The organism is Ruegeria sp. BC6 (assembly GCF_056539185.1).
This window is the reverse complement of sequence record NZ_JBQFUM010000001.1, coordinates 390,141-413,687: the sequence shown is the minus strand read 5'-3', so window position 1 is coordinate 413,687 and position 23,547 is coordinate 390,141. Positions and strand designations below refer to the sequence as shown.

The window sequence follows — 23,547 nt, the reverse complement described above, 5'->3', positions numbered from 1 at the left end:
ACCCACTCTTTGCTTTCAAAGGCTTGAGCAACACTCTTGAAGCGATGGCAATGCGCCGCGCCGGGTTCCGCTTGCACTTTGGGGGGTGGATGGTATTCAGCCCGCAATCTGCCGTAATCCAAAGGAACAACACCCGTGGACCTGACTGCGCTGCGCAATGCCAACCCTGAACACTGGGCGAAGGCTGCGGCCATTCGCACCCTGACCCTTGATGCTGTCGCCGCCGCCAATTCCGGCCATTCCGGAATGCCGATGGGCATGGCCGACGTCGCGACCGTGTTGTTTGAAAAACACCTGAAATTCGACGCCTCGGCCCCAAACTGGCCTGACCGCGACCGGTTCATCCTGTCGGCTGGCCATGGCTCGATGCTGATCTATTCCCTGCTCTACCTGACGGGCTACAGCGCAGTTACTCTGGACGAGATCAAGAACTTCCGCCAACTGGGCGCGAAAACCGCCGGCCACCCGGAAAACTTCCTGATTGACGGTGTCGAAACCACCACTGGCCCTCTTGGGCAAGGAATTGCCAATGCCGTCGGTTTTGCGATGGCCGAAGAAATCCAGCGGGCTCATTACGGCAAAAAGGTTGTCGACCACTACACCTATGTGATCGCCGGTGACGGCTGCCTGATGGAAGGTGTCAGCCAGGAGGCCATCACCCTGGCCGGTCGGCACGAGCTCAGCAAGCTGATCGTGTTCTGGGACAACAACAACATCACCATCGACGGCACCGTCGACATTGCTGACCGCACTGATCAGGTGCGCCGGTTCGCCGCTTCAGGCTGGCATGTGGTCGAGATTGACGGCCACGACCCCAAGGCCATCGATGCGGCGATTGTGCAGGCAAAAGCGTCGAAGAAACCGACCATGATCGCCTGCGAAAGCCATATCGCGTTGGGGCATGCCGCGCAGGATACCTCGAAAGGTCACGGTGCATTGACCGATGCCGAACAGCTGCAGGCCGCCAAGGATGCATATGGCTGGCCGCACGGACCGTTCGAAATTCCGACCGAGGTGAAATCCGCGTGGGAAGCAATCGGCGCGCGTGGCGCAATGGAACGGAAAGCGTGGGAAGAACGTTTTGCCCAACTGTCCGAGCGAAAGCAGGCCGAGTTCAACCGCGCCTACGCGTTCGAGGCGCCGAAGAAGCTGGCTGGCGCCATCCGTGCCTTCAAAAAGCAGGTTTCCGAGGATCAACCCAAGCTGGCCACCCGCGCCTCGTCGGAAAAGGTGCTGAACGTCGTAAACCCGATCATGACCGAGACGGTCGGCGGTTCGGCGGACCTGACCGGGTCGAACAACACCAAATCAGCCGATATGGGCGTATTCCTTCCTGAAAACCGCAAGGGCCGCTATATCCACTACGGCATCCGTGAACACGGCATGGCCGCGGCGATGAACGGCATGGCGCTGCATGGTGGCATCCGCCCCTATGGCGGCACTTTCATGGCCTTCACCGACTATGCGCGCCCGTCGATGCGTCTGGCCGCGCTGATGAAGATCCCCAGCGTTTTCGTGATGACCCATGACTCGATCGGTCTGGGCGAAGACGGCCCGACGCACCAACCGGTCGAGCATTTGGCGATCTCGCGCGCGACGCCGAACACCTATGTGTTCCGCCCTGCCGACACCGTCGAGACCGCCGAGGCCTGGGAACTGGCGCTGACCTTCAAGGACAGCCCCTCGGTGCTGTCGCTGACCCGCCAGGGCGTGCCGACCGTGCGCACCCAGCACAAGGCCAAGAACCTGACCGCCCAGGGCGCCTATGTTCTGGCCGAGGCCGAGGGCAAGCGTCAGGCGATCCTGATCGCCACCGGGTCCGAGGTGTCGCTGGCCATGGAGGCCAAGGCGATGCTCGAGGCCGAAGGGATCGGCACCCGCGTCGTTTCGATGCCCTGCATGGAGCTGTTCGCCGAGCAGGACGAAGCCTATCGCAAGAAGGTCCTGCCCGCCGGCCCCGTCCGCGTCGGTATCGAGGCCGCCGTCCGTGCCGGCGGCTGGGACCGCTGGCTGCTGGGCGAGCGTGGCCGCGAGGCCAAGGCCGGTTTCATCGGCATGTCGAGCTTTGGCGCGTCCGCTCCCGCAGGCGAACTGTACAAGCATTTCGGCATCACCGCCGAGGCGACGGTTGCCAAGGTCAAGGAATTGCTGGGCTGATCCAGCCGATCCGAGCAATCAAAGGGCGGCCATCGTGCCGCCCTTTTCTTTTGGACCTCAATGGTCGGCTGTCTGCTCTGCCTTTTTGGGCCACAGCGGTGCGATGACCTTGGTCGCCAACGGGATCAGAACGAACCCCCAGGCCAGCCCGAACACGCCGTCCATCGCAGCCTTGCTGATCCACTCCACCGCGCCGACCCATTGATCGGACACGGCATGACCGGCCGCATAGGCCCAATCGTGGATGTGGTGCCCCAGCCAGCCAAAGCCCAGCACCTCGAGCCCATGGATCATGATCGAGCCGCCAACCCACAGCATCGCCGCCGTACCCACGACTGACAGGGTCTTCATGACCTTTGGCATCGCCTTGACCAGCCCGCGGCCCAGCCCGCGGCCAATCGGCGTTGGCGCGTTCTTTGCCAGATAAAGACCGACATCATCCATTTTGACGATCAACGCGACCGAGCCATAGACGGCCACCGTGACACCGATCCCCACCACGGCCAGCGTTGCGGCCTGCATCCAGACATTCGGGGCCTCGATTGCAGAAAGAGCGATGGTCATGATCTCGGCCGACAGGATGAAATCGGTCTTGATCGCCCCTTTGATCTTCTGCTCCTCCAGATGACCCGGATCACGGACGTTCATGTCCTCTTCGATCACGTGGCTGCCATGCGGGAACAGCACGTGAAAAATCTTCTCGGCGCCCTCGAAACACAGGTATGAGCCGCCGATCATCAGCAAGGGCGTTATCAGCCACGGCGCGAAGTTCGCCAGCAACAGCGCCACAGGCAGCAGCAGAATGACCTTGTTGAACATCGACCCGCGCGCGATGCGCCAGATGATCGGCAACTCGCGCGCCGGAGCAAACCCTTGGACGTATTTCGGCGTAACGGCCGCGTCATCGATGATCACGCCCGCGGTCTTGGCCCCCGCCTTGCCGGCGGCCGCCGCCACATCGTCGACCGAGGCCGCCGCCACCTTGGCGATTCCCGCCACATCGTCCAACAGGGCCAGCAATCCGCTCATGCCGCATCCTTTCCGTTCATCCGTCGCACTTTGGACACTAACCGATCCGACAGCTAGCGCAAGCGTTAGCGCAACCACGCCAAGTTTGCGCTAACACATTGCAAATATGGTATTTTCTATCTTTTTAGATGGACCGATCATCGCTATATCGCCCGGAACACAAGCGGATTTGGAGACGTCACATGACCATCAAGGTCGGCATCAATGGTTTTGGCCGCATCGGCCGCTGTACCCTGTCGCACATTGCCGCGTCAGGCCGCAACGACATCGAAGTGATCAAGGTCAACGCCACCGGACCGCTTGAAACCTCGGCGCATCTGCTGAAATACGACAGCATCCACGGCCGCTTTCCGCGCGACGTTTCGATCAGCGGCAACACGATGGACCTGGGTCGCGGGCCGATGCAGATGTTCTCGACCTACGATATGAACGAGCTGGACTGGGAAGGCTGCGACGTCGTTCTGGAATGCACCGGCAAGTTCAACGACGGGCTGAAGGCGAAAACACACCTTGAACGTGGCGCGCAAAAGGTTCTGCTGTCGGCCCCGGGCAAGAACGTGGACAAGACGATCGTGTTCGGAGTGAACCACAATACACTGACCGCGAATGACAACATGGTCTCGAACGGGTCCTGCACCACGAATTGCCTTGCCCCGCTTGCCAAGGTGCTGGACGAAGGTATCGGCATTGAAAACGGCATCATGACCACGATCCACGCCTATACCGGCGACCAGCCCACGCTGGACCGCCGCCACAGCGACCTGTACCGCGCCCGCGCCGCCGCCATGTCGATGATCCCCACCAGCACCGGTGCCGCCAAGGCGCTGGGCGAGGTTCTGCCGAACCTCAAAGGGCGTCTGGACGGCTCGGCCATTCGCGTGCCCACGCCGAACGTGTCGGCCGTCGACCTGACCTTCCGCGCCTCGCGCGAGGTGACCGTCGATGAGGTCAACGCCATCGTCGCCGAGGCCGCCAAGGGGCCGATGCAGCGCGTTCTGGGCTATGAACCCGCCCCCCTGGTGTCGACCGATTTCAACCACACCGAGGAAAGCTCGATCTTCGCGCCAGACCAGACCCGCGTCGTAGACGGCCGCATGGTCCGCGTGCTGGCGTGGTACGACAACGAATGGGGCTTCTCGGTACGCATGGCCGATGTGGCCGTCGCCATGGGACGGCTTAACTGATCCCATCAAGACCGCTTGAACCGCGTCGCCCGCTCAGGTTATCTGGGCGGGCTTTTTTGTTCGGAGCAGCAATGACAAACCAAATCGCGATCTGGCTGGGAGTCCTTATTCTTGGCGGTCTGATGCTGGACTTCGCGCTGTTTGGAACCGAGCATCTCCTGTTCCTCGGCAAGAAGTTCTACGACTTTCTCGACTGGGTCGCGTTCTGGCGCTGACAGAGGTTTTGCTTGACATTTTCGCCTGACTGCCTTTGTTAGCGCTAACTGATTTCAATCGCGGCTTAGCGGCCATTCAGACGGAGCGCGACATGACACTCAAACTTGCAATCAACGGATTTGGACGGATCGGGCGCGGTGTCCTGCGCGGCTTGATGGAAAGCGGTCGTACGGATGTGCAGATCGTCGCGATCAACGACCTCGCCAAGCCGGAAATGAATGCGCATCTGTTCGAGTTCGACAGCGTGCATGGCCGCTACACCAAGCCGGTCACCCTGAGCGAGGCCGGGCTGGACGTAGGCGCCGGCCCGATCCGGCTGACCAACGAGCGCGACCCCGAGGCGCTGGATTGGTCGGACGTCGACGTGGTTCTGGAATGCACCGGCGTGTTCCGCACGCGCGAAGCTGCATCTCGCCATTTCAAGAACGGCGCGAAAAAGGTTCTGATCTCGGCGCCGGCGCGCGGGGATGGCGAGGTTAAAACAGTGGTGTTCGGCGTGAACGACCACGAGCTGACCGCCGCCGACACCGTGGTTTCCAACGCATCCTGCACCACCAACTGCCTGTCGCCGGTCGCTGCCGCGCTGGATGCGGGCTTGGGTATCGTGCACGGCAACATGACCACGGTGCACGCCTATACCGCCAGCCAGCCGGTGCATGACACCGCCGGCAAGGACCCGTACCTGTCGCGCGCGGCGGCCCTGTCGATGATCCCGACCACCACCGGCGCCGCCTCGGCCGTGGGGCTGGTTCTGCCGCAACTGCAAGGCAAACTGACCGGTCAGGCGATCCGGGTTCCAACCCCGAACGTCTCGGTTGTCGATCTGGTAGTCGAGGTATCGCGCCCCACTACCGAAGACGAGGTCAACGCCCTGTTCACCGAGGCCGCGGCCAAGATCCCGACCGTTCTGGCCGCGGAAACCCGCCCGTTGATCTCCATCGATTTCAACCATGATTCCCACAGCTCGACCGTGTCGTTGGCCGAAACCAAAGTGACCGACGGCACGCTGGTTCGCGTTCTGGCCTGGTATGACAACGAGTGGGGTTTCTCGAACCGGATGCTGGACACCGCTGCCGCGATGGGCGCCCTAACCTAACCGCTCTTTCAGTGCGATATTGACCTGGGGCGTGACGAATTTCGACACGTCCCCACCCAGCCGGGCGATTTCCTTGACCAGTTTCGAGGCAATCGCCTGGTGTCGGGCTTCGGCCATCAGGAACACGGTCTCGATCGAATCGTCGAGCGCCCGGTTCATCCCAACCATCTGAAATTCATATTCGAAATCGGCAACAGCACGCAGGCCGCGTACGATGATCTGCGCCCCTACGTCCCGGGCGCAGTCTATCAGCAGGTTTTCGAACGGATGCGCAACAATTTCAGTGCCGGTCTGATCGGTCAGGTAGGCGCATTCCGCCTCGATCATGGCCACCCGCTCTTCGAGCGAGAACAGCGGACCCTTGTCGCGGTTGATCGCGACGCCGATCACCAGCTTGTCGACCAGCATGGCTGCCCGGCGGATGATATCGATATGACCCATGGTGATGGGGTCAAAGGTTCCCGGATATAATCCAACCCGCATCGCGCCCTCCTGAGCAAGAAAATTTCTGCGCAAGCAAACACAAGTTTTGCGCAGCTGCAAGAGGCCGCAATGTCGTCAGATGGGGCTAGTGCCCCATGATCATGCCCTGCAGGGCATCTTTTTCCATGGCCAGTTCGGACAATTGCGCTTTTACGACGTCGCCCAGAGTGACGATCCCAATCAGTTTGCCATCTTCGACAATCGGCATGTGGCGGAACCGACCTTCGGTCATACGAGCGAGAACGTCCTGCACCTTGTCCTGTTGGGTGGCGGTCACCAGTTTCTTGGTCATGTAGGCGCTGACCGGCTGTGTCAGGCACCCGCTGCCACTGGCGGCCAATTCCCGCACGATATCGCGTTCCGAGAGGATGCCGGCTGCGGTTTCGCCATCGTCCTCCGATACGATCACCGTACCAATGCGCTTATCGGCCAGAATCTTTGCCGCGTCGGACACGGTCATCGAAGGCGCCACCGTCACAACCCCGTCCGTCGACTTGGACTTCAGAATGGCCTGTACAAGCATGGGCAATACCTCCGAAATAATTTTCCCGTTTTCCAAAGCGTTGCCCGATTAGATCAACCTGTCAAGCTTGGGCTTCGGCTTCCAGCCGCGCAACTTCGTCGCGAATTCCCCGGCTGAGCGCTTCTGCAAATCGGTTCAACCGTTCGTTGCGTTGATCACCCTGATGGCGAACCAGGTGAAAGCTGCGCGTCAGACTGACTTGATCCGTCAGAATTTTTTTCAGCTGAGGATGGAACGGCAACGTGAAGTCATGCGCGATACATACCCCGGTACCCAGCGAGGCTTGCCGCAACTGCACCGAGACCGAGTTCGATGCAAGTGGGACACGATCAATACCCAGATCGTTGAGATAATCGAGCTCGCGGTCGAAGATCATGTCCGGGATATAACCGATCATGCGGTGACCCTTCAGCTCACTGACCGAGCGAATGGGTCCATGCCGCGAAAGGTAGCCGGCTGTTGCCACCATATGCAGCTTGTAGTCGCTGATCTTTTGCACCAGCAGCTTGCCGGCCGTCGGGGCGCTGACGGTGATGGCCATATCCGCCTCGCGGCGCGACAGGTTGATGATCCGCGGCAAGGCCAGGATCTGTATGTCCAGGTCGGGATTCGAGTCGCTGATTTTGGCGCAGACTTGTGGCAGCAGATAGTTGGCGCTTCCGTCCGGAGCACCGATCCGGATTTGACCACTCAGCGACTTGGTCGCGCCTTCCATCGCGCCAGCCGCTGCGCGCATCGCCTCCTCAGCGCCTTGAGCGTGCTCGAACAGTCGCTCTCCGGCCGAGGTCAGTACGTAGCCCTGCGGTGACTTCGTGAAAAGCGGCGCTTTCAGTGCTGCTTCCAACCGGGAAACCCGCCGCCCCACTGTCGCCGGGTCGATCTTTAATAACCGCCCGGCCGAAGACAGGCTTTCCTCGCGCGCAACCGCCAGGAATACGCGCATGTCATCCCAGTTCGGATCCATCCCCACCCCTGCATTTTTGCAAAACTCTTTTGGGATATTGCCTCTGTTCATGAGATTTATGCAAGCCTATGCTGCGCGCAAATTCAGCGGAGGAGTTTGCGATGCAAGACCTGACCCATTTCATCAACGGCGAATACACGCCCGGCACATCCGGTCGATTTGACGACGTCTACAACCCCGCCACGGGCGAGGTTCAGTACAAATGCCCGATGGCCAGCGCTGCCGAGACGACGGCAGCAATCGAACACGCCGCTGCAGCCCAGCCCGCATGGGGCGCGACCAACCCGCAAAAGCGCGCCCGCGTGATGATGCAGATGGTCCACCTGATGCATCGCGACATGGAAAAGCTGGCCGAAGCGCTGAGCCGCGAGCACGGCAAGACCCTGCCCGACGCCAAAGGCGACCTGCAGCGCGGGCTTGAGGTAATCGAATACTGCATCGGCGCCCCGCAGATGCTGAAGGGTGAATTCACCGACAGCGCCGGCCCCGGCATCGACATGTATTCCATGCGCCAGCCGCTGGGCGTTGTCGCCGCCATCATGCCGTTCAACTTCCCGGCCATGATGCCCTTGTGGCATGTCGGCCCTGCACTGGCCTGCGGCAACGCGGTGGTGCTGAAGCCCTCGGAACGTGACCCATCGGTACCGCTGATGCTGGCCGAACTGTTCGTCGAGGCCGGTCTGCCCAAAGGTGTGTTCCAAGTCGTCAACGGCGACAAAGAGGCCGTGGACACCCTGCTGGACAGCGAGATCATTCAGGGTGTGTCCTTCGTCGGCTCGACCCCCATCGCGCAGTACATCTATTCGCGCGCCACGGCGAACGGCAAACGCGCCCAGTGTTTTGGCGGGGCCAAGAACCACATGATCGTCATGCCCGACGCCGACCTGGATCAGGCCGCCGACGCGCTGGTGGGCGCCGGTTTCGGCGCTGCCGGCGAACGCTGCATGGCCGTTTCGGTGGCCGTTCCGGTGGGCGAGGAAACCGCTGACGCGCTGATCGAGAAGTTGGTGCCGCGCATCGAAAAGCTGAAGGTCGGCCCCTATACCGCGGGCGACGACGTCGATATGGGGCCCGTCGTGACCGCCGCCGCCAAGGAACGCATCCTGGGCCTGATCAATTCGGGCGTGGAACAGGGCGCGAAACTGGTCGTCGACAACCGCGACTTCAAGCTGCAGGGCTATGAAGACGGTTTCTTTGTCGGCCCCCACCTGTTCGACCATGTCACCCCTGACATGGACATCTACAAACAGGAGATCTTCGGCCCCGTTCTGTCCACCGTCCGCGCCGGATCGTACGAAGAGGCGCTGAAGCTGGCGATGGACCATGAATACGGCAACGGCACCGCGATCTTCACCCGCGACGGCGACACCGCCCGTGATTTCGCCAGCCGGGTCAATATCGGCATGGTTGGTATCAACGTCCCGATCCCGGTGCCGCTGGCCTATCACACCTTCGGAGGCTGGAAGAAATCCATGTTCGGAGACCTGAACCAGCACGGCCCCGACAGCTTCAAGTTCTACACCCGCACCAAGACCGTGACGTCGCGCTGGCCGTCGGGCATCAAAGAAGGTGGCGAGTTCAACTTCAAAGCGATGGATTAACAAACTGATTTTACGAGCAAAGGCCGCCCTAAATTGGGGCGGCCTTTTTGTCCGCAGGCAAACCCAATTCGCCAACCGTCACCTTGTGCACCTTTTGCTTGGCAAAAAACTGCGCAATCCGGCACGCGTTCACGAGAATTTCAGCACCGACCTCTGGCTTCACCTCACTGCCCGGCATAAATTGGCCGAAAATTCGAGCAGTCAGTCGCCAGGAGGCCATCGTGACAACCAGAATTTCCCGCCGCTCGGCCCTTTTGGGGGTTGCATCCGTATTGGCGTCGCCGACCTTGTTGCGGGCGCAGAGCCAGGACGCCTTCCCTCAAACCGAAGAGGCGATCAGTACTCAGCTTCCCGTTCGCCGCAACGTATCGTCCTTTTCCAAGCAGGACTGGCAGGATCACTTCGATGAACTGGGCGTGGGCTGCTTGCTGGCAGACATCACCAGCCGGGCGGTGCATTACTGGGGTCCTGACGGTACCTACAAGCTGTACCCCAGCTCGGTTCCCATGAGCGAAGAGCTGACCAAACGCGGCTACACCGAAGTCGTGCGCAAAGCGGAAAACCCCAGCTGGACGCCGACCGCATCGATGCGCGAGCGCGATCCCAACCTGCCGGTCCGCATGGAAGGTGGAGATCCAGGCAACCCACTTGGAACCCGCGCAATGTACCTGTCCTGGCCGGCTTACCTGGTGCATGGCACACATGACACCCGAAAGATCGGACGCCAAAGTTCATCCGGGTGTATCGGGTTGTACAACCAGCATGTCGAGGAACTGTATCCTCTGGTCCAAATCGGAACAAAAGTCAGACTGCTTTGAAACGACAAAGCCCCGGCCGATCGACCGGGGCTTTGATTTTGTGGCGAGTGTCTTGATTACTCGGGGATCAGAACAGTGTCGACGACGTGGATGACGCCGTTGCTTGCCTCGATGTCGGCCTGAACGACATTCGCTCCGTCGACCTTGACGCCGTTCTTGGCATTGACGCTCAGACGTTCGCCCTGAACGGTCAGAACCTTGGCCCGCTTACCAGCGATGTCACCCGACATCACTTTAGCCGGCACAACGTGATAGGTCAGGATGGCGACCAACTGATCCTTGTTTTCGGGCATCAGCAGCGTCTCGACAGTGCCCTCGGGCAGAGCGGCGAACGCTTCATCGGTGGGCGCGAACACCGTGAAGGGGCCTTTGCCCTTCAGCGTGTCCACCAGACCGGCGGCCTGAACAGCGGCAACCAGCGTGTTGAACGACCCGGCCGAAACTGCGGTGTCCACGATGTCTGCGGCTTGGGCTTTCATCGGCAGTGCGAGTGCGACGGCGGCTGCGGCACCCATGAATGTACGACGGAACATGTTTAGTCTCCTCTCCAGCGTGATATGGAAAGGGGTACGCGCGCTTTCAAAAAGCGGATCACGAAAAAATCTGCTTTACCGCTTCTGAACCCAGATACTCTGCGCTCGGCCTCCAGTCAGAAAAGGCAACGCTTCGACGGCATCGGGGCGCGCCTGCTGAAGGTAAAAACCGGGCCAAAGCATTGAAAAAGAACCAGATTGCAGCAAAGCGTGCAGCATGTACTGCTCGCCCCAACCCGGGCAGTCATAGAAAAACCGCTTGGGGTATTCATAGGGCAAAAAAACATCGTGGACATGGATCACGACGCCCGGTTTCAGGTTCGGAATGATGCGGCAGAACAGATGCGCTACGTCATTGCTCATGCGCACGACATGGCTCGAGTCGATGAACAGAACGTCTCCGGCCTCGAGCTGATCGAACACGGATGCGTCGACCTCTTCCAGTCGTTTTTGTTCGAATTGATCAACAACATGCGCGATCTCTGCGCGCGGATACGGGTCGATCGCCGTGATCCGGGTTTCCAAGCCGCCGTCTAGAACGGCCTGCCGGGTCACTCGGGTGGAGTTTCCACATCCGACCTCGACGACGCGTTTCGGCTTGAACCGCCGGATCATCAAGTACAGAGCGTCGGCGTCCGGACTGTCGTAGTACCCGTTGCCGATCCGGTAGCCGGTCTGGTTCCGCTCAGGATCCTTCAAAGCAGCCAGTGCTTCGGCATGGACCGTATACTCGACGACCAGTTCGGCAATATCGAACCCTTCCATCCCGGGTGACAGGGCATAGGCCGGTCGGGTCAGGCCGCCTGCCCGCTCGAATGCTTCAAGCCGTGCCCGCTCATCCCGCTCGGGGGCCTTGTCGATCAACCGTGTGCCGAACCTGTCCAAGAATGCATTGAGCTTCGGGAATTTCCTGGGTTTCACGACACACGGCTCCGATTATCTGTCTGGCTTCTGCGGTGCTTACCTTTGGCACACGGGTCAGCGCAAGGTCGATGGCGCCAAAGCCTTGGCAAAAGAGCGGATTCCGTATTCACTGATCCCAAAAGGAAACGGGAGGCCCGCACATGCAGCAGGATTTCACGATCGGCATCGAAGAGGAATACCTGCTTGTCGATCGCGACAGCTTGCAGCTGGCTCAGGCGCCCGAGGCATTGATGCAGGCCTGCCAGGCGGATTTTGAAGGCCAGGTCAGCCCGGAATTCCTGCAATGCCAGATCGAGGTTGGGACCCGCCCGCATACGACGGTCAAGTCCGCACGTGAGGACCTCAGGCGGCTGAGGTCCTGTGTCGCCAAGCGCGCTGCCGAGCACAACCTGTCGCCCATCGCTGTATCCTGCCACCCGTTTGCGGATTGGAAAGACCAGCACCACACGCGAAAAGAGCGGTATGACAACCTGCAACACGCGCTGGGGGGTGTCGCCCGGCGCATGCTAATCTGCGGGATGCATGTGCATGTCGGTGTAGACGACCCCGCTCAGCGCGCCGATATCCTGCCGCAACTGTGTTATTTTCTGCCCCACCTCCTGGCGCTTTCAACCTCATCACCCTTCTGGAACGGACAGGATACCGGGCTGTCCTCGTATCGCCTGACGGTGTTCGACAACCTGCCCCGCACCGGCCTGCCCCCTGTTTTTGGTAGCTGGTCCGAATACGAGCGCACCACCGGTGTCCTGGTCGAATTGGGCGTAATCGAGGATACCTCGAAGATCTGGTGGGACCTTCGACCGTCGCACAGCTATCCGACGCTCGAGACGCGGATCATGGATGTGCAGCCTCGCATGGAACACGCGCTGTCGCTTGCGGCCATGGTGCAGGCACTGACCCGAATGCTCTGCCGCCTGAAAGACCGCAACCTGCGCTGGCGGCAATATGATCGGTTCCTGATCGGCGAAAACCGTTGGCGCGCGCAGCGCTACGGCGTGGGCGAAGGTCTGATCGATTTCGGAGACCGCTCGATCAAACCGATGCCCGACCTGATGGGCGAGTTGATGGGCATGCTGGCCGAAGATGCCGAAGCATTGGGCACCATGGCCGAGTTGGCCCGTTTGCGTCAGATTGCCGAGAGCGGTACCTCAGCCACGCGACAGCGTCGCGTTCACGCCGAAGCGCTGGCCAATGGCGACGATCCGGGCCAGGCCGTGGTCCGGCACCTGATTGACGAATTCCACGCTGATCTGTGACGCTCATACCGCATTCAGGATCTGTCTGATCCGGTCGGCCACGGGCTCGTACAGGCTGCGGGCTTTCCAATACCCATTGTGCGAAAACGGATTCCATCCGGTGAGGACATTCCCGACCCGAATAGCCTGATCGGTGATCTCACCCGTCCCGACAAGCTGCCCATAGCTGGGCGCGATCGGTCCGAGGGGAAAGCCAAGAACGTCGTGCTTGTCATAATAGTTCTGCCACCAGTTATGGAATTGCAGGGTCAGTGGCAATTCCTGGTTGGGGCGTTGGATCGGCGTGATGTCCTGTTCGGGATAGGCGAACAGAAAGATCGGGATGTTGCAGCCAAACGTGACCAGCCCGGCCACTGTCTGCATGTCCTCCACCGGAACGCCGTGCTGCGGCAATCCACCGTGGCGCAGATGGCGCTGAAGGTCATAGATGTAGTTCGACATGATATGCCCACCCAAGGAATGAGCGACGATCAGGATGGGGGCGCGCTCGCCGACCTGAAACCGGACGATGCGTATCACCTGCGCAACTCGTTCATGGATCGCGGTATAGGTCTTGTCGCTGCCGTCGGGGGTCGGGCGATAGGATGCCGCGTCAGACAGGTTGCACACAACGAAACGGCGTGTGCGGTCATAGCCCGTATAGGGGCTTATGCTGTTCAGATAGTCCATCTGCCGGCCCTGCAGGATTTGCGCCCAGATCACCTCGTGCCAGGCAACTTTGCTCATGTCCTGCCCCAACTGCCGCCCCACCCGGTCGTGCAAGTCGCTCGAAAACGTCGGCACCGAGGACGGCTGGTTCGGTCCGACCGACTGGCTGCCCATTCCGTGTATCGCAACCACGGCCATCTTGTAATTCGACATCCACAACTCCGATCAATCAATAAAACGAATGGCTCAGCATAACCGCCTTTTGGCAATCACCCAAATCCGGCGCATGTGCATCACGGGGTTTGCTCCGCGTGAAAAATTTCTGTAAGGATTGCGCAATAAATAAACAGTCGTTCAATTCACGTCGCCACAAGGGGGAGACCGGCCATGGATTTCGCGCTGACCGAAGAACAGACGGCCATTTTCGATATGGCCTACGCGTTCGGGCAAGAACAGATCGCACCTTTCGCCCGCCAGTGGGAGGCCGAGGGCACCATCCCCAAGGACCTGTGGCCCAAGGTCGGCGAACTGGGCTTCGGCGGGCTGTACGTGTCCGAAGAAAGCGGCGGCTCGGGCTTGACCCGTCTGGACGCCACGCTGGTGTTCGAGGCGCTGTCGATGGCCTGCCCCTCGGTCGCGGCCTTTCTGTCGATCCACAACATGTGCGCCAAGATGCTGGACAGCTTTGCCAGCGATGAACTGAAATCGCGCATCATGCCCGACGTTCTCAGCCTGAACACGGTGCTCAGCTATTGCCTGACCGAACCGGGCTCGGGGTCGGACGCGGCGGCGCTCAAGACGCGGGCCGAGCGCACCAACGAGGGCTATACGCTGAACGGCACCAAGGCCTTCATCTCGGGCGGCGGCTATTCCGATGCCTATGTCTGCATGGTCCGCACAGGCGGCGACGGGCCCAAGGGGATCTCGACCGTCTATGTCGAGGACGGCACACCGGGCCTCAGCTTCGGCGCACTGGAACAAAAGATGGGCTGGAAAAGCCAGCCCACCGCGCAGGTCCAGTTCGACGACTGCAAGATCCCGGCCGAAAACCTTGTCGGGACCGAGGGCGACGGGTTCAAATACGCGATGATGGGTCTGGATGGCGGGCGCCTGAACATCGCCTCATGCTCGCTGGGCGCGGCGCAGGCGGGGCTGGACATGACGCTGCAGTACATGTCCGAGCGGAAGGCCTTCGGCCAGACCATCGACCAGTTTCAAGCCCTGCAATTCCGGCTGGCCGACATGGAGATCGAACTGCAGGCCGCCCGCACCTTCCTGCGTCAGGCCGCATGGAAGCTGGATCAGGGCACGCCCGACGCCACCAAATTCTGCGCGATGGCCAAGAAATTCGTGACCGAGACCGGATCGAAAGTGGTCGATCAGTGCCTGCAGCTGCATGGCGGCTACGGCTATCTGGCCGACTACGGCATCGAAAAGCTTGTGCGCGATCTGCGGGTGCACCAAATTCTGGAAGGCACGAACGAGATCATGCGCGTGATCGTTGCCCGCCAACTGCTCGCCCATCGCTGAGGTTTCCATGTCCGATATCGACATCCGCACCACGGGCCGCGCCGGCCGGATCACCCTGACCCGACCCAAGGCCCTGAATGCGCTGAGCTACGAGATGTGCATGGCCATCGACACCGCCCTGCGCAATTGGCGCGAGGATGACGAGGTCGATCTGGTCATCCTGGATGCCGAGGGCGAAAAGGCCTTTTGCGCGGGCGGAGACATCGCCGAGTTGTACACAACGGGCACCAAGGGGGACTATGCCTATGGGCAGAAGTTCTGGCGCGATGAATACCGCCTGAACGCGATGATCTTCGAGTATCCCAAGCCCGTGGTCAGCTTCCTGCAGGGCTTTACGATGGGCGGCGGCGTAGGCATCGGCTGCCACGGCACACACCGGATCGTCGGCGAAAGCTCGAAGATCGCGATGCCCGAATGCTCGATCGGGCTGGTGCCGGATGTGGGTGGATCGCTGCTGCTGGCGCTGGCGCCGGGGCGGTTGGGCGAATATCTGGGCGTCACCGGCGCGCGCATGGGTCCGGGCGACGCGATCTATGCCGGGTTCGCCGACCACTTCATCCCGCAGGACAATTGGCCCGACATGATCGAGATGCTCGAGGCCTCGGGCCAAGCCGAGTTGCTGGCCGAACACGCCGCCCCTGCCCCGGACCGCACCCTACCGCAGGACGACATCGACCGTTTCTTCGGTGGTGAAACTCTGGGCGACGTGCTGACCGACCTGCGCAATGGCGACACCGAATTCACCCGAGGCGCGCTCGAGGCGATGGGCCGCAATTCGCCGCTGTCCATGGCCTGCGCGATCGAGATGCTGCACCGCCTGCGCGGCCCGGCCCTGACCATGCGCAAGGCGCTGGAGCTGGAATACCGCTTTACCTTCCGGTCGATGGAGCATGGCGACTTTCTCGAAGGTATCCGGGCGCAGATCATCGACAAGGACCGCAACCCGAAATGGCAGTTTGCGGACATGAACGTACCGGCCGCGGCGGTATCACGGATGCTGATGCCGCTGGGCGCGGACACGCTGACATTCGAGGAGGAGTGAAACATGAAGATCGGATTCATTGGCCTGGGCAACATGGGCGCGCCGATGGCGGCCAATCTGGCCAAGGCCGGTCACGACGTGACCGGGTTCGACACCGTGGGCGCGTCGGTCGAGGGCGTGACCAAGGCCGAAACGGCCCTTGATGCGGTCCGCGGGGCCGAGGCGGTCATTACCATGCTGCCCAACGGTGACATCCTGCGCGCGGTGGCCGATCAGATCATTCCGCAGATGGAGAAAGGCGCGGTGTTCATCGACTGCTCGACCGTCGATGTGGACAGCGCCCGCGCCGTGGCGGACCAGGCCGAACAGGCCGGGCTTCTGGCCGTGGACGCGCCCGTTTCGGGCGGAATCGGTGGCGCGGCCGCAGGCACGCTGACCTTCATGGCCGGCGGCTCGGACGCGGCCTTTGCCAAGGCGGCCCCGCTGTTCGAGATCATGGGCCAGAAGGCGGTGCATTGCGGCGCGGCGGGCGCCGGTCAGGCCGCCAAGATCTGCAACAACATGATCCTGGGTGTCACCATGATCGCCACTTGCGAGGCCTTTGCCCTGGCCGACAAGCTGGGCCTGGACCGTCAGAAGATGTTCGACGTGGTCAGCACCTCGTCGGGCTACAGCTGGAGCATGAACGCCTATTGCCCCGCCCCCGGTGTCGGGCCGCAGTCACCTGCGGACAACGGCTACAAGCCCGGTTTCGCTGCCGAGCTGATGCTCAAGGACCTGCGGCTCAGCCAGCAGGCCGCCGAAAGCGCCGACGCCGACACGCCGATGGGCCAGATCGCCACTGCGCTTTACGAACAGTTCGTCGAAGCCGAAGACGGCAAGGGAATGGATTTCTCGGCCATGCTGCCCCGGTTCGAAAAGCGCGGCCGCGGCTGAGCTTGGGCGGCATTTCGCCGCCCAGGGCTTGCACTTCGGGCGGTCATTCCAAAATATCGGGAAACGCGGCATGACGGCGCGACAAACCGAGGGGAACCGCCCATGAAGACACTTATGCATATTGCACTGCTTGCCGGCCTGTCACTGACCCCGGTCGCGACACTGGCTGACAACAGCAAAGGCAAAGGAAAGACCAAGGACACGTTCTCGGTCGAACGTGCGGCCCCGCAGAAGGGCGCAAAATCCGTTGCCAAATGCCCGCCCGGGTTGGCCAAGAAGGCCGTGCCCTGCGTCCCGCCCGGTCAGGCCAAGAACTGGTACAAGGTCGGAGACCGGATTGATCGCGACTATGTCTGGATCGACGATCCGTACCGCTATGGCCTGAAACGTGGCGGCAACTACGTTCGCGCGGGCGACTACGTCTACAGAATCGACCCCGATACGCGCAAAGTGCTGAACCTTATCGGCGCGGTGGCGGATATTCTGTACTGACGCGCAGGCGCCCTATTCGGCCGCCACGCGCTCGGGGTTCAGCATCGGCTTGAGGTATCGCCCGGTGTGGCTGCGCTCGCATTCGGCGACCTCTTCCGGGGCGCCCACGGCAACGATCTCGCCGCCGCCATCGCCACCCTCAGGGCCGATGTCGATGATCCAGTCGGCGGTTTTCACCACGTCCAGATTGTGTTCGATCACGACGACAGTATTGCCCTGATCGACCAGTTCATGCAGCACTTCCAACAGCTTGCGCACATCTTCGAAATGCAGGCCGGTTGTGGGCTCGTCCAGAATGTACAGGGTCCGGCCCGTCGAACGTTTTGCCAGCTCTTTCGAAAGCTTGACTCGCTGCGCCTCGCCGCCCGACAGGGTCGTGGCCTGCTGGCCGACCTTGATGTAGCCCAGCCCCACGCGTGCCAGCGCATCCATCTTGTCGCGGATCGAGGGTACGGCCTTGAAGAACTCCTGCGCGTCTTCGACCGTCATATCCAGCACGTCGGCGATGGACTTGCCCTTGAACTTGATCTCGAGCGTCTCGCGGTTGTAACGCGCGCCCTTGCAGGTCTCGCAGGTGACATAGACGTCGGGCAGGAAATGCATCTCGATCTTGATGACTCCGTCGCCCTGACAGGCCTCGCAGCGCCCGCCCTTGACGTTGAAACTGAACCGCCCGGGCTTGTAGCCCCGCGCCTTCGCCTCGGGCAGACCGGCGAACCAGTCGCGGATCGGGGTGAAGGCGCCGGTATATGTGGCCGGGTTCGACCGTGGCGTGCGCCCGATGGGCCGCTGGTCGATGTCGATCACCTTGTCCAGATGTTCCAGCCCCTTGATCGTTTCGCAGGGCGCAGGCGTCTGACGCGCACCATTCAGACGCATCGAGGCGGTCTTGAACAGCGTCTCGATCGTCAGGGTTGACTTGCCGCCGCCCGACACCCCGGTCACGCAGACGAACTTGCCCAGCGGAAACTCGGCCGTCACGTCTTTGAGGTTGTTGCCCGAAGCTTTTACAACCGTTACCTTTTTCTTGTTCCCCTTGCGCCGCTCGGCGGGCACCGGAATTTCTCGAACCCCCGACAGATACTGCCCCGTGATCGAGGCCGCATCTGCCGCGATCTGCTCGGGCGTGCCGTGGCTGACCACCTGCCCGCCATGCACGCCGGCACCGGGGCCGATGTCGAACACATAGTCGGCCTCGCGGATGGCTTCCTCGTCATGCTCGACGACAATCACGGTGTTGCCCTGATCGCGCAGGTTCTTCAGCGTGCCCAAAAGGCGGTCATTGTCGCGCTGATGCAACCCGATCGAGGGTTCGTCCAGCACGTAAAGCACCCCGGTCAGGCCCGAGCCGATCTGGCTGGCCAACCGGATGCGCTGGCTTTCGCCGCCTGACAGGGTACCACTTGAACGAGATAACGTAAGGTACTCCAAACCTACGTTATTCAGAAATCCCAGCCGCTCGCGAATCTCTTTGAGAATCGCGCGGGCAATCTCGTTTTTCTGGGCGCTCAGATGGTTCGGCGCGTCCTCGACCCAGGCCAGAGCTTCCTTGATCGACATCTCGACCACCTGGCCGACATGCAGCCAGGCAATCTTGACGGCCAGCGCCTCGGGGCGCAGGCGATAGCCCTCGCAGGTGTGGCAGGGACGGTTGTTCTGATACCGCTCGAATTCCTCGCGGATCCACGCGCTGTCGGTTTCGCGATAGCGGCGCTCCATGTTCGGGATCACGCCCTCGAAGCTGCGGGTCACCTGATAGACCCGACCGCCCTCGTCATAGCGGAACTGAATTTCATCATCGCCCGAGCCATGCAGAAACACCTGCTGAACATGCGCCGGAAGGTCCTTCCACGGCGTGTTCTTGTCGAACTCATAGTGGCGCGCGATCGCTTCGATCGTCTGCAGGAAATACGGCGACTTACCCTTGCGCCACGGGGCCAACGCACCGTCATACAGTTTCAAGGTCTGATCAGGCACCACAAGCCGTTCATCGAAAAACAGCTCGACCCCCAGCCCGTCGCAATCCGGGCAAGCCCCAAAGGGCGCGTTGAACGAAAACAGGCGCGGCTCGATCTCGGGGATGGTGAACCCACTGACCGGACAGGCAAAATTCTCGGAGAACGTGATGCGCTCGGGCTCGCCCTCGCGCGGGGCGGTCTCCAGTATCGCGATGCCATCGGCCAGGTCCAGCGCGGTGCGCAGGCTGTCGGCCAGGCGGGTCTCCATCCCCTCGCGCACGACGATCCGGTCAACAACCACGTCGATGTCATGGCGGAACTTCTTGTCCAGCGTCGGCGGCTCGTCCAGTTCGTAGAACTGGCCATCGACCTTGACGCGCTGGAACCCCTGCTTGCGCAGTTCCAGAAACTCTTTCTTGTACTCACCCTTGCGGTCGCGAACGATGGGCGCCAGCAGATAGCCTCGGGTGCCCTCCTCCATCGCCATGATCCGATCGACCATGTCCTGAACCTGCTGGGCTTCGATCGGCAAACCGGTGGCAGGGCTGTAGGGCGTGCCTGCGCGCGCGAACAGCAGGCGCAGATAGTCATAGATCTCGGTCACCGTTCCCACGGTCGAGCGTGGGTTTTTCGACGTGGTCTTCTGCTCGATCGAGATCGCCGGGGACAGGCCGCTAATGTGATCAACATCGGGCTTTTCCATCATGTCCAGAAACTGGCGCGCATAGGCCGAAAGGCTTTCGACATAGCGGCGCTGGCCCTCGGCATAGATCGTATCGAAGGCCAAGGACGACTTTCCTGACCCGGACAGACCCGTGATGACAACCAGCTGATCGCGCGGAATGTCCACGTCAATGTTTTTCAGGTTGTGCTCGCGCGCGCCGCGCACCTCGATATTCTTCAGCTCAGCCATTCAGGCCCCCAACACACAAGTGTCCTAGAGATAGGCGAGCGACGCTGAGTCTCCAACCGAAAAGTTAGAACAAAGTGTGAACGAGCAGATTTTCTCCGCTTGGCTCACCCGTCTTCGCTCTTTTGTGCCATGGCCCAGGCACAGATCGGAAAATCCGGGTCGTTTTCCAGACTGTCGGTTTCGGGGTCGTAGACGGGCGGCCAGACCGGTTCGAGGTTCCGCAAAGCCGCCTGACGGTTGCCCCATTGCGCGGCCTGTATACCTTCCGGATCAAAGCCGCATTCGGTCAGCAAGTTGCGCAATCCCCGCGCCGACCAACGCGAACAGTCGTTCGGAGCCGCATGGAACGGGATGAAGAACGGCACGGCCAACCAGAACCACCCTCCCGGCCGCAGCATTTCGAGCACGTTCAGAGTGGCTTCATAGGGCCGGTCCAGATGTTCCCAGACCTGGTTGGCCAGTATCAGATCGAATTGCCGAACCTCCGCGCGCTCATCCATCAGCGGGCCTTTGCAGATATCGTGTTTACGATGCCAGATCTGGGTATGGCTGCGAAATCCGAATTGCGTTCCCCATTTTCCCGAAATTTCGGCGCAGTCCAGCGCCTCGGGCCCCAGACTCCGTATCCATTTCTTGCTTTCCCGAACCATGACGACGCGGTTCAAGCTGACCATCGAAAACCCCGACTGCGTGCTACCTGCCGGGACCGATTGTCCAGAAAAGCAGCCCTGTGTCCACAGGGAACGCAACGACTTTTGAGGAGAAGTGGCGCGGTTGACGGGGCTCGAACCCGCGACCCCCGGCGTGACAGGCCGGTACTCTAACCAACTGAGCTACAACCGCGCATTAGGGTCTATGTCGATCCGTTTGCCCGGATCAAAGGCTGGCAGCGATGGCGCGGTTGACGGGGCTCGAACCCGCGACCCCCGGCGTGACAGGCCGGTACTCTAACCAACTGAGCTACAACCGCCCGCTGCCCGTTCATTGCTGAACGTTGGGGTGTATTATGGCCACGCCCGGGCATCGTCAAGCGGCGTTTTCAAGTTTTTTGCACGAACCGGAAAATTTGTTCCCGAGCGCGTTTGGCTTACTCCTTTGGGATAGCGCCGGCGCTGAGACACCCTAACCCTCGGTTGCCATCGCTGAGCCATCAAAAACGTCGACTTCTCCAACGAAAAGTCAGACGGCGGTTTCTACTGCTACCAGTTACCCTGCAAAATCCCCCTCGACACAATTCGCTTGGCTTTCCTAGCCGTCCACGTTGCAGTCGTTTCCTAGTTCCGAAACGAATTCAGCGATCAGTGTTTGGTTCATACCAAGGCTTCATTTGTTTCGGTTTCAATTTAGCGCAGCTGGCTCGCCGCATTGACCGCATTTGGGCTGCGCTACGTGTTAGACGCTCAGAGTTATCGGACCGGGCAAGAACCCAATCGGTCTTGTCCGGATATGGCGAAAATACCGCGTATCTCCCCTCTTGCAGCCGGATAAAAAGCACTGTAATACGCCGCCCTACGGGTGATTAGCTCAGTGGTAGAGCGCTTCGTTCACATCGAAGATGTCAGGAGTTCAAATCTCTTATCACCCACCATTCCCTCTCTTTTTCGACGCTTGAAACGGATGTGACTCGGCGTCTATCCTTGAGTTCGGGCCGGTGCAGCACCGGCATGGCAATCAGGGACATGCATGGCCGAACTAAAGCGCGACATCGGCCTGGTGGGTCTGACATTCATATCTGTCGGAGGAATCATTGGCTCAGGCTGGCTGTTCGGGCCGCTTCTGGCCGTTCAGCACGCAGGCCCCGCGGCCGTTTTATCCTGGGTCATCGGGGCCGTCGCAATGTTCATTCTGGCCATCACATTCGCCGAAATCTCTGCCATGTTGCCGATCCCCGGAGGGATCGCTCGGGTTCCGCAGTTTTCACACGGCAATATCGTCGCCATGACGATGGGTTGGACTGCCTGGATCGGTTACAATACGACCGCTCCGATCGAGGTCGAGGCGATGCTGTCCTACCTCGCACCCTATGCACGCTGGCTGCATGCGCCATCTGGTGACCTGACCGCGCCCGGACAGGCTGTGGCCTTGGCATTCATGGTGTTCTTCGTCCTGATTAACATGCTTGGCGTAAAGTTCTTTGCGCGGGTCAACACAATGATAACAAGCGCAAAAGTGGCCATTCCAATCCTGTTGTCCGTGGTGCTGATCCTTTCACGTTTCAATGCCGAGAACTTCACGCAGCCCGAGGGGTTCGCACCGTATGGGCTCAAGGGAATAATGGCCGCCGTTTCGACCGGTGGTGTAATCTTCTCGTTCATCGGGTTCAGGCATGTGGTCGACATGGCAGGCGAGGTGCGAAACCCGAAATTCGACATTCCGGCGGCGCTTGTATTGTCGATCATCATGTGTGCGGCGATCTATCTGGGCCTGCAGATCGCTTTCATCGGCTCGCTCGACCCTCAGATGCTGGCGCAGGGCTGGGCCAAGCTGAGTTTTGCCGGAGAAGGCCCTTTGGACGGGGTCATAATGTCCGTCGGGATATTGTGGTTCATCAGCATCCTCAACGTCGGCTCGGTGATCGGGCCGTTCGGAAACGCCCTCGTGGCCACCGGTTCGAACGCCCGGATCGCGATGGCCCTGTCGCAGAACGGGTTTCTGCCCGCGCGCATCCGACACCTGTCGGCGTTTGGTGTGCCCATCTGGGCGCTGGTGCTCAACTTCGTGATTGGCACCCTTTTCCTTTTGACCATTCCCTTTGAGACAGTGATCGCCCTGAACGGGGCAGCGATCGTCCTGTCCTTCGCCGTGGGCCCCATCGCCGTTGTATGCCTGCGCAGCCTACTGCCAGACAGGCCCCGCTCGATCCGCGTTCCAGCGGTTGGTTTTGTCGGAATGCTGGCCTTTGCGATTGCAACTCTGATCGTCTACTGGAGCGGCTGGGATACGGTCTGGCGCCTGGGCATCACCCTTCTGATCGGACTGCTCCTGCTTTTGGTGCGGTTTCGGGGACGCCTGGAACAGATGGATCTCAAACAGGCCTTGTGGCTCGCGCCCTATCTGGCCGGACTTGGGTTGATCTCGTTTCTTGGTCAATTCGGAGACGGCGCGCTGCACCTGATCCCGTTCGGGTGGGACATCTTGTTGTGCACCCTGCTGTCATCGACCATTTTCTGGATCGCAGTCCGGTCCGCCCTGCCCCCTGAGAAATTCCAGCGCTACATAGCCGAGGAAGAAGTTCTGGACCCATCAAAACCTGTAATCGGGCTTTGAATCAGAAAGGGCGGGGATTATTCCCCGCCCTTCTCGT

The 23,547-nt window shown here is 60.8% G+C and carries 22 protein-coding genes and 3 tRNA genes; 13 read left to right on the top strand and 12 right to left on the bottom strand.

The annotated features are described in order from the left end of the window. Positions 1 to 135 precede the first annotated feature (135 nt). On the top strand, positions 136 to 2,157 hold the full coding sequence (gene tkt, locus ACR0MM_RS02000) for a transketolase (protein WP_480694135.1): 2,022 nt from the start codon (positions 136 to 138) through the stop codon (positions 2,155 to 2,157). 57 nt (positions 2,158 to 2,214) lie between these two features. Here the strand turns inward: tkt and ACR0MM_RS01995 are convergent, their stop codons facing one another. Continuing rightward, positions 2,215 to 3,186, bottom strand: coding sequence for a DUF808 domain-containing protein (locus ACR0MM_RS01995; protein ID WP_170357679.1), 972 nt, complete (start codon positions 3,184 to 3,186; stop codon positions 2,215 to 2,217). Between the two features lie 182 nt (positions 3,187 to 3,368). Here ACR0MM_RS01995 and gap (ACR0MM_RS01990) point away from each other — a divergent pair, with 182 nt between their 5' ends. The 3 genes from gap (ACR0MM_RS01990) (at position 3,369) to gap (ACR0MM_RS01980) (ending at position 5,682) form a co-directional block, all read left to right on the top strand. Further along, positions 3,369 to 4,370, top strand: a complete 1,002-nt coding sequence (gene gap, locus ACR0MM_RS01990; protein ID WP_480694133.1) for a type I glyceraldehyde-3-phosphate dehydrogenase — start codon at positions 3,369 to 3,371, stop codon at positions 4,368 to 4,370. A 71-nt stretch (positions 4,371 to 4,441) separates the two neighbouring features. After that, entirely contained in the window at positions 4,442 to 4,585 is a 144-nt protein-coding gene (locus tag ACR0MM_RS01985) for a hypothetical protein (protein ID WP_170338780.1), read from the top strand. A gap of 92 nt (positions 4,586 to 4,677) precedes the next feature. Continuing rightward, complete coding sequence (gene gap / locus ACR0MM_RS01980; RefSeq protein ID WP_480694131.1) at positions 4,678 to 5,682, top strand: type I glyceraldehyde-3-phosphate dehydrogenase; 1,005 nt, start codon at positions 4,678 to 4,680, stop codon at positions 5,680 to 5,682. Here gap (ACR0MM_RS01980) and coaD read toward each other — a convergent pair. The 3 genes from coaD to ACR0MM_RS01965 all read right to left on the bottom strand — a co-directional run bounded on the left by coaD (position 5,674) and on the right by ACR0MM_RS01965 (position 7,652). Continuing rightward, complete coding sequence (gene coaD / locus ACR0MM_RS01975; protein WP_480694129.1) at positions 5,674 to 6,165, bottom strand: pantetheine-phosphate adenylyltransferase; 492 nt, start codon at positions 6,163 to 6,165, stop codon at positions 5,674 to 5,676. The two genes, gap (ACR0MM_RS01980) and coaD, sit on opposite strands and share 9 nt — an antisense overlap. An 85-nt stretch (positions 6,166 to 6,250) precedes the next feature. Then, positions 6,251 to 6,688 carry a CBS domain-containing protein gene (locus ACR0MM_RS01970; RefSeq protein ID WP_093961953.1) on the bottom strand — a complete coding sequence of 146 codons (438 nt, stop codon included), beginning with the start codon at positions 6,686 to 6,688 and terminating at the stop codon, positions 6,251 to 6,253. A gap of 61 nt (positions 6,689 to 6,749) precedes the next feature. Then, positions 6,750 to 7,652: a LysR family transcriptional regulator gene (locus tag ACR0MM_RS01965; protein WP_170363545.1), complete on the bottom strand. Its 903-nt coding sequence runs from the start codon at positions 7,650 to 7,652 to the stop codon at positions 6,750 to 6,752. A 101-nt stretch (positions 7,653 to 7,753) separates the two neighbouring features. On the opposite strand from ACR0MM_RS01965, the gene ACR0MM_RS01960 reads away from it, so the two are divergent. Next, on the top strand, positions 7,754 to 9,253 hold the full coding sequence (locus tag ACR0MM_RS01960) for a CoA-acylating methylmalonate-semialdehyde dehydrogenase (protein WP_170357673.1): 1,500 nt from the start codon (positions 7,754 to 7,756) through the stop codon (positions 9,251 to 9,253). A gap of 28 nt (positions 9,254 to 9,281) precedes the next feature. Here the strand turns inward: ACR0MM_RS01960 and ACR0MM_RS01955 are convergent, their stop codons facing one another. Continuing rightward, the gene (locus ACR0MM_RS01955; protein ID WP_170431936.1) at positions 9,282 to 9,473 is read right to left on the bottom strand and encodes a hypothetical protein; all 192 of its coding nucleotides are present in this window, start codon (positions 9,471 to 9,473) and stop codon (positions 9,282 to 9,284) included. 1 nt (position 9,474) lies between these two features. Here ACR0MM_RS01955 and ACR0MM_RS01950 point away from each other — a divergent pair, with 1 nt between their 5' ends. Further along, complete coding sequence (locus tag ACR0MM_RS01950; protein ID WP_437342527.1) at positions 9,475 to 10,071, top strand: L,D-transpeptidase; 597 nt, start codon at positions 9,475 to 9,477, stop codon at positions 10,069 to 10,071. A 56-nt stretch (positions 10,072 to 10,127) separates the two neighbouring features. Here ACR0MM_RS01950 and ACR0MM_RS01945 read toward each other — a convergent pair whose 3' ends face one another. Both ACR0MM_RS01945 and ACR0MM_RS01940 read right to left on the bottom strand, forming a co-directional pair. Further along, positions 10,128 to 10,604, bottom strand: coding sequence for a fasciclin domain-containing protein (locus tag ACR0MM_RS01945; RefSeq protein ID WP_170339366.1), 477 nt, complete (start codon positions 10,602 to 10,604; stop codon positions 10,128 to 10,130). Between the two features lie 75 nt (positions 10,605 to 10,679). After that, a complete protein-coding gene (locus ACR0MM_RS01940) occupies positions 10,680 to 11,525 on the bottom strand; it encodes a class I SAM-dependent methyltransferase (RefSeq protein WP_480694127.1) in 846 nt (281 codons plus the stop codon). Positions 11,526 to 11,668: 143 nt separating this feature from the next. Here ACR0MM_RS01940 and ACR0MM_RS01935 point away from each other — a divergent pair, with 143 nt between their 5' ends. After that, entirely contained in the window at positions 11,669 to 12,784 is a 1,116-nt protein-coding gene (locus ACR0MM_RS01935; protein WP_170339368.1) for a carboxylate-amine ligase, read from the top strand. A 3-nt stretch (positions 12,785 to 12,787) separates the two neighbouring features. Here the strand turns inward: ACR0MM_RS01935 and ACR0MM_RS01930 are convergent, their stop codons facing one another. After that, positions 12,788 to 13,645: a hypothetical protein gene (locus tag ACR0MM_RS01930; protein ID WP_480694125.1), complete on the bottom strand. Its 858-nt coding sequence runs from the start codon at positions 13,643 to 13,645 to the stop codon at positions 12,788 to 12,790. A 174-nt stretch (positions 13,646 to 13,819) separates the two neighbouring features. Here ACR0MM_RS01930 and ACR0MM_RS01925 point away from each other — a divergent pair, with 174 nt between their 5' ends. From ACR0MM_RS01925 to ACR0MM_RS01910, 4 genes are all read left to right on the top strand, one after another. Further along, a complete protein-coding gene (locus ACR0MM_RS01925; protein WP_170528437.1) occupies positions 13,820 to 14,962 on the top strand; it encodes an acyl-CoA dehydrogenase family protein in 1,143 nt (380 codons plus the stop codon). Positions 14,963 to 14,969: 7 nt separating this feature from the next. After that, positions 14,970 to 16,004, top strand: a complete 1,035-nt coding sequence (locus ACR0MM_RS01920; RefSeq protein ID WP_480694123.1) for an enoyl-CoA hydratase/isomerase family protein — start codon at positions 14,970 to 14,972, stop codon at positions 16,002 to 16,004. 3 nt (positions 16,005 to 16,007) lie between these two features. Beyond that, a complete protein-coding gene (gene mmsB / locus ACR0MM_RS01915) occupies positions 16,008 to 16,880 on the top strand; it encodes a 3-hydroxyisobutyrate dehydrogenase (protein WP_480694121.1) in 873 nt (290 codons plus the stop codon). A 102-nt stretch (positions 16,881 to 16,982) separates the two neighbouring features. Further along, positions 16,983 to 17,372 (top strand): hypothetical protein, encoded by a 390-nt coding sequence (locus ACR0MM_RS01910; RefSeq protein WP_480694119.1) that lies wholly within the window; start codon positions 16,983 to 16,985, stop codon positions 17,370 to 17,372. Between the two features lie 12 nt (positions 17,373 to 17,384). On the opposite strand, the gene uvrA is transcribed toward ACR0MM_RS01910, so the two are convergent. The 4 genes from uvrA to ACR0MM_RS01890 all read right to left on the bottom strand — a co-directional run bounded on the left by uvrA (position 17,385) and on the right by ACR0MM_RS01890 (position 21,213). Further along, entirely contained in the window at positions 17,385 to 20,243 is a 2,859-nt protein-coding gene (gene uvrA, locus ACR0MM_RS01905; protein WP_480694117.1) for an excinuclease ABC subunit UvrA, read from the bottom strand. A 104-nt stretch (positions 20,244 to 20,347) separates the two neighbouring features. After that, a complete protein-coding gene (locus tag ACR0MM_RS01900; protein ID WP_170508557.1) occupies positions 20,348 to 20,917 on the bottom strand; it encodes a methyltransferase domain-containing protein in 570 nt (189 codons plus the stop codon). Positions 20,918 to 21,009: 92 nt separating this feature from the next. After that, positions 21,010 to 21,086 (bottom strand) — tRNA-Asp (locus tag ACR0MM_RS01895). A 50-nt stretch (positions 21,087 to 21,136) separates the two neighbouring features. Next, a tRNA-Asp gene (locus ACR0MM_RS01890) sits at positions 21,137 to 21,213 on the bottom strand. 543 nt (positions 21,214 to 21,756) lie between these two features. On the opposite strand from ACR0MM_RS01890, the gene ACR0MM_RS01885 reads away from it, so the two are divergent. Together ACR0MM_RS01885 and ACR0MM_RS01880 are read left to right on the top strand one after the other, a co-directional pair. After that, positions 21,757 to 21,831, top strand: a tRNA-Val gene (locus ACR0MM_RS01885). A gap of 95 nt (positions 21,832 to 21,926) precedes the next feature. Next, on the top strand, positions 21,927 to 23,510 hold the full coding sequence (locus ACR0MM_RS01880) for an APC family permease (RefSeq protein ID WP_480694115.1): 1,584 nt from the start codon (positions 21,927 to 21,929) through the stop codon (positions 23,508 to 23,510). The last annotated feature ends 37 nt before the right edge of the window (positions 23,511 to 23,547 follow it).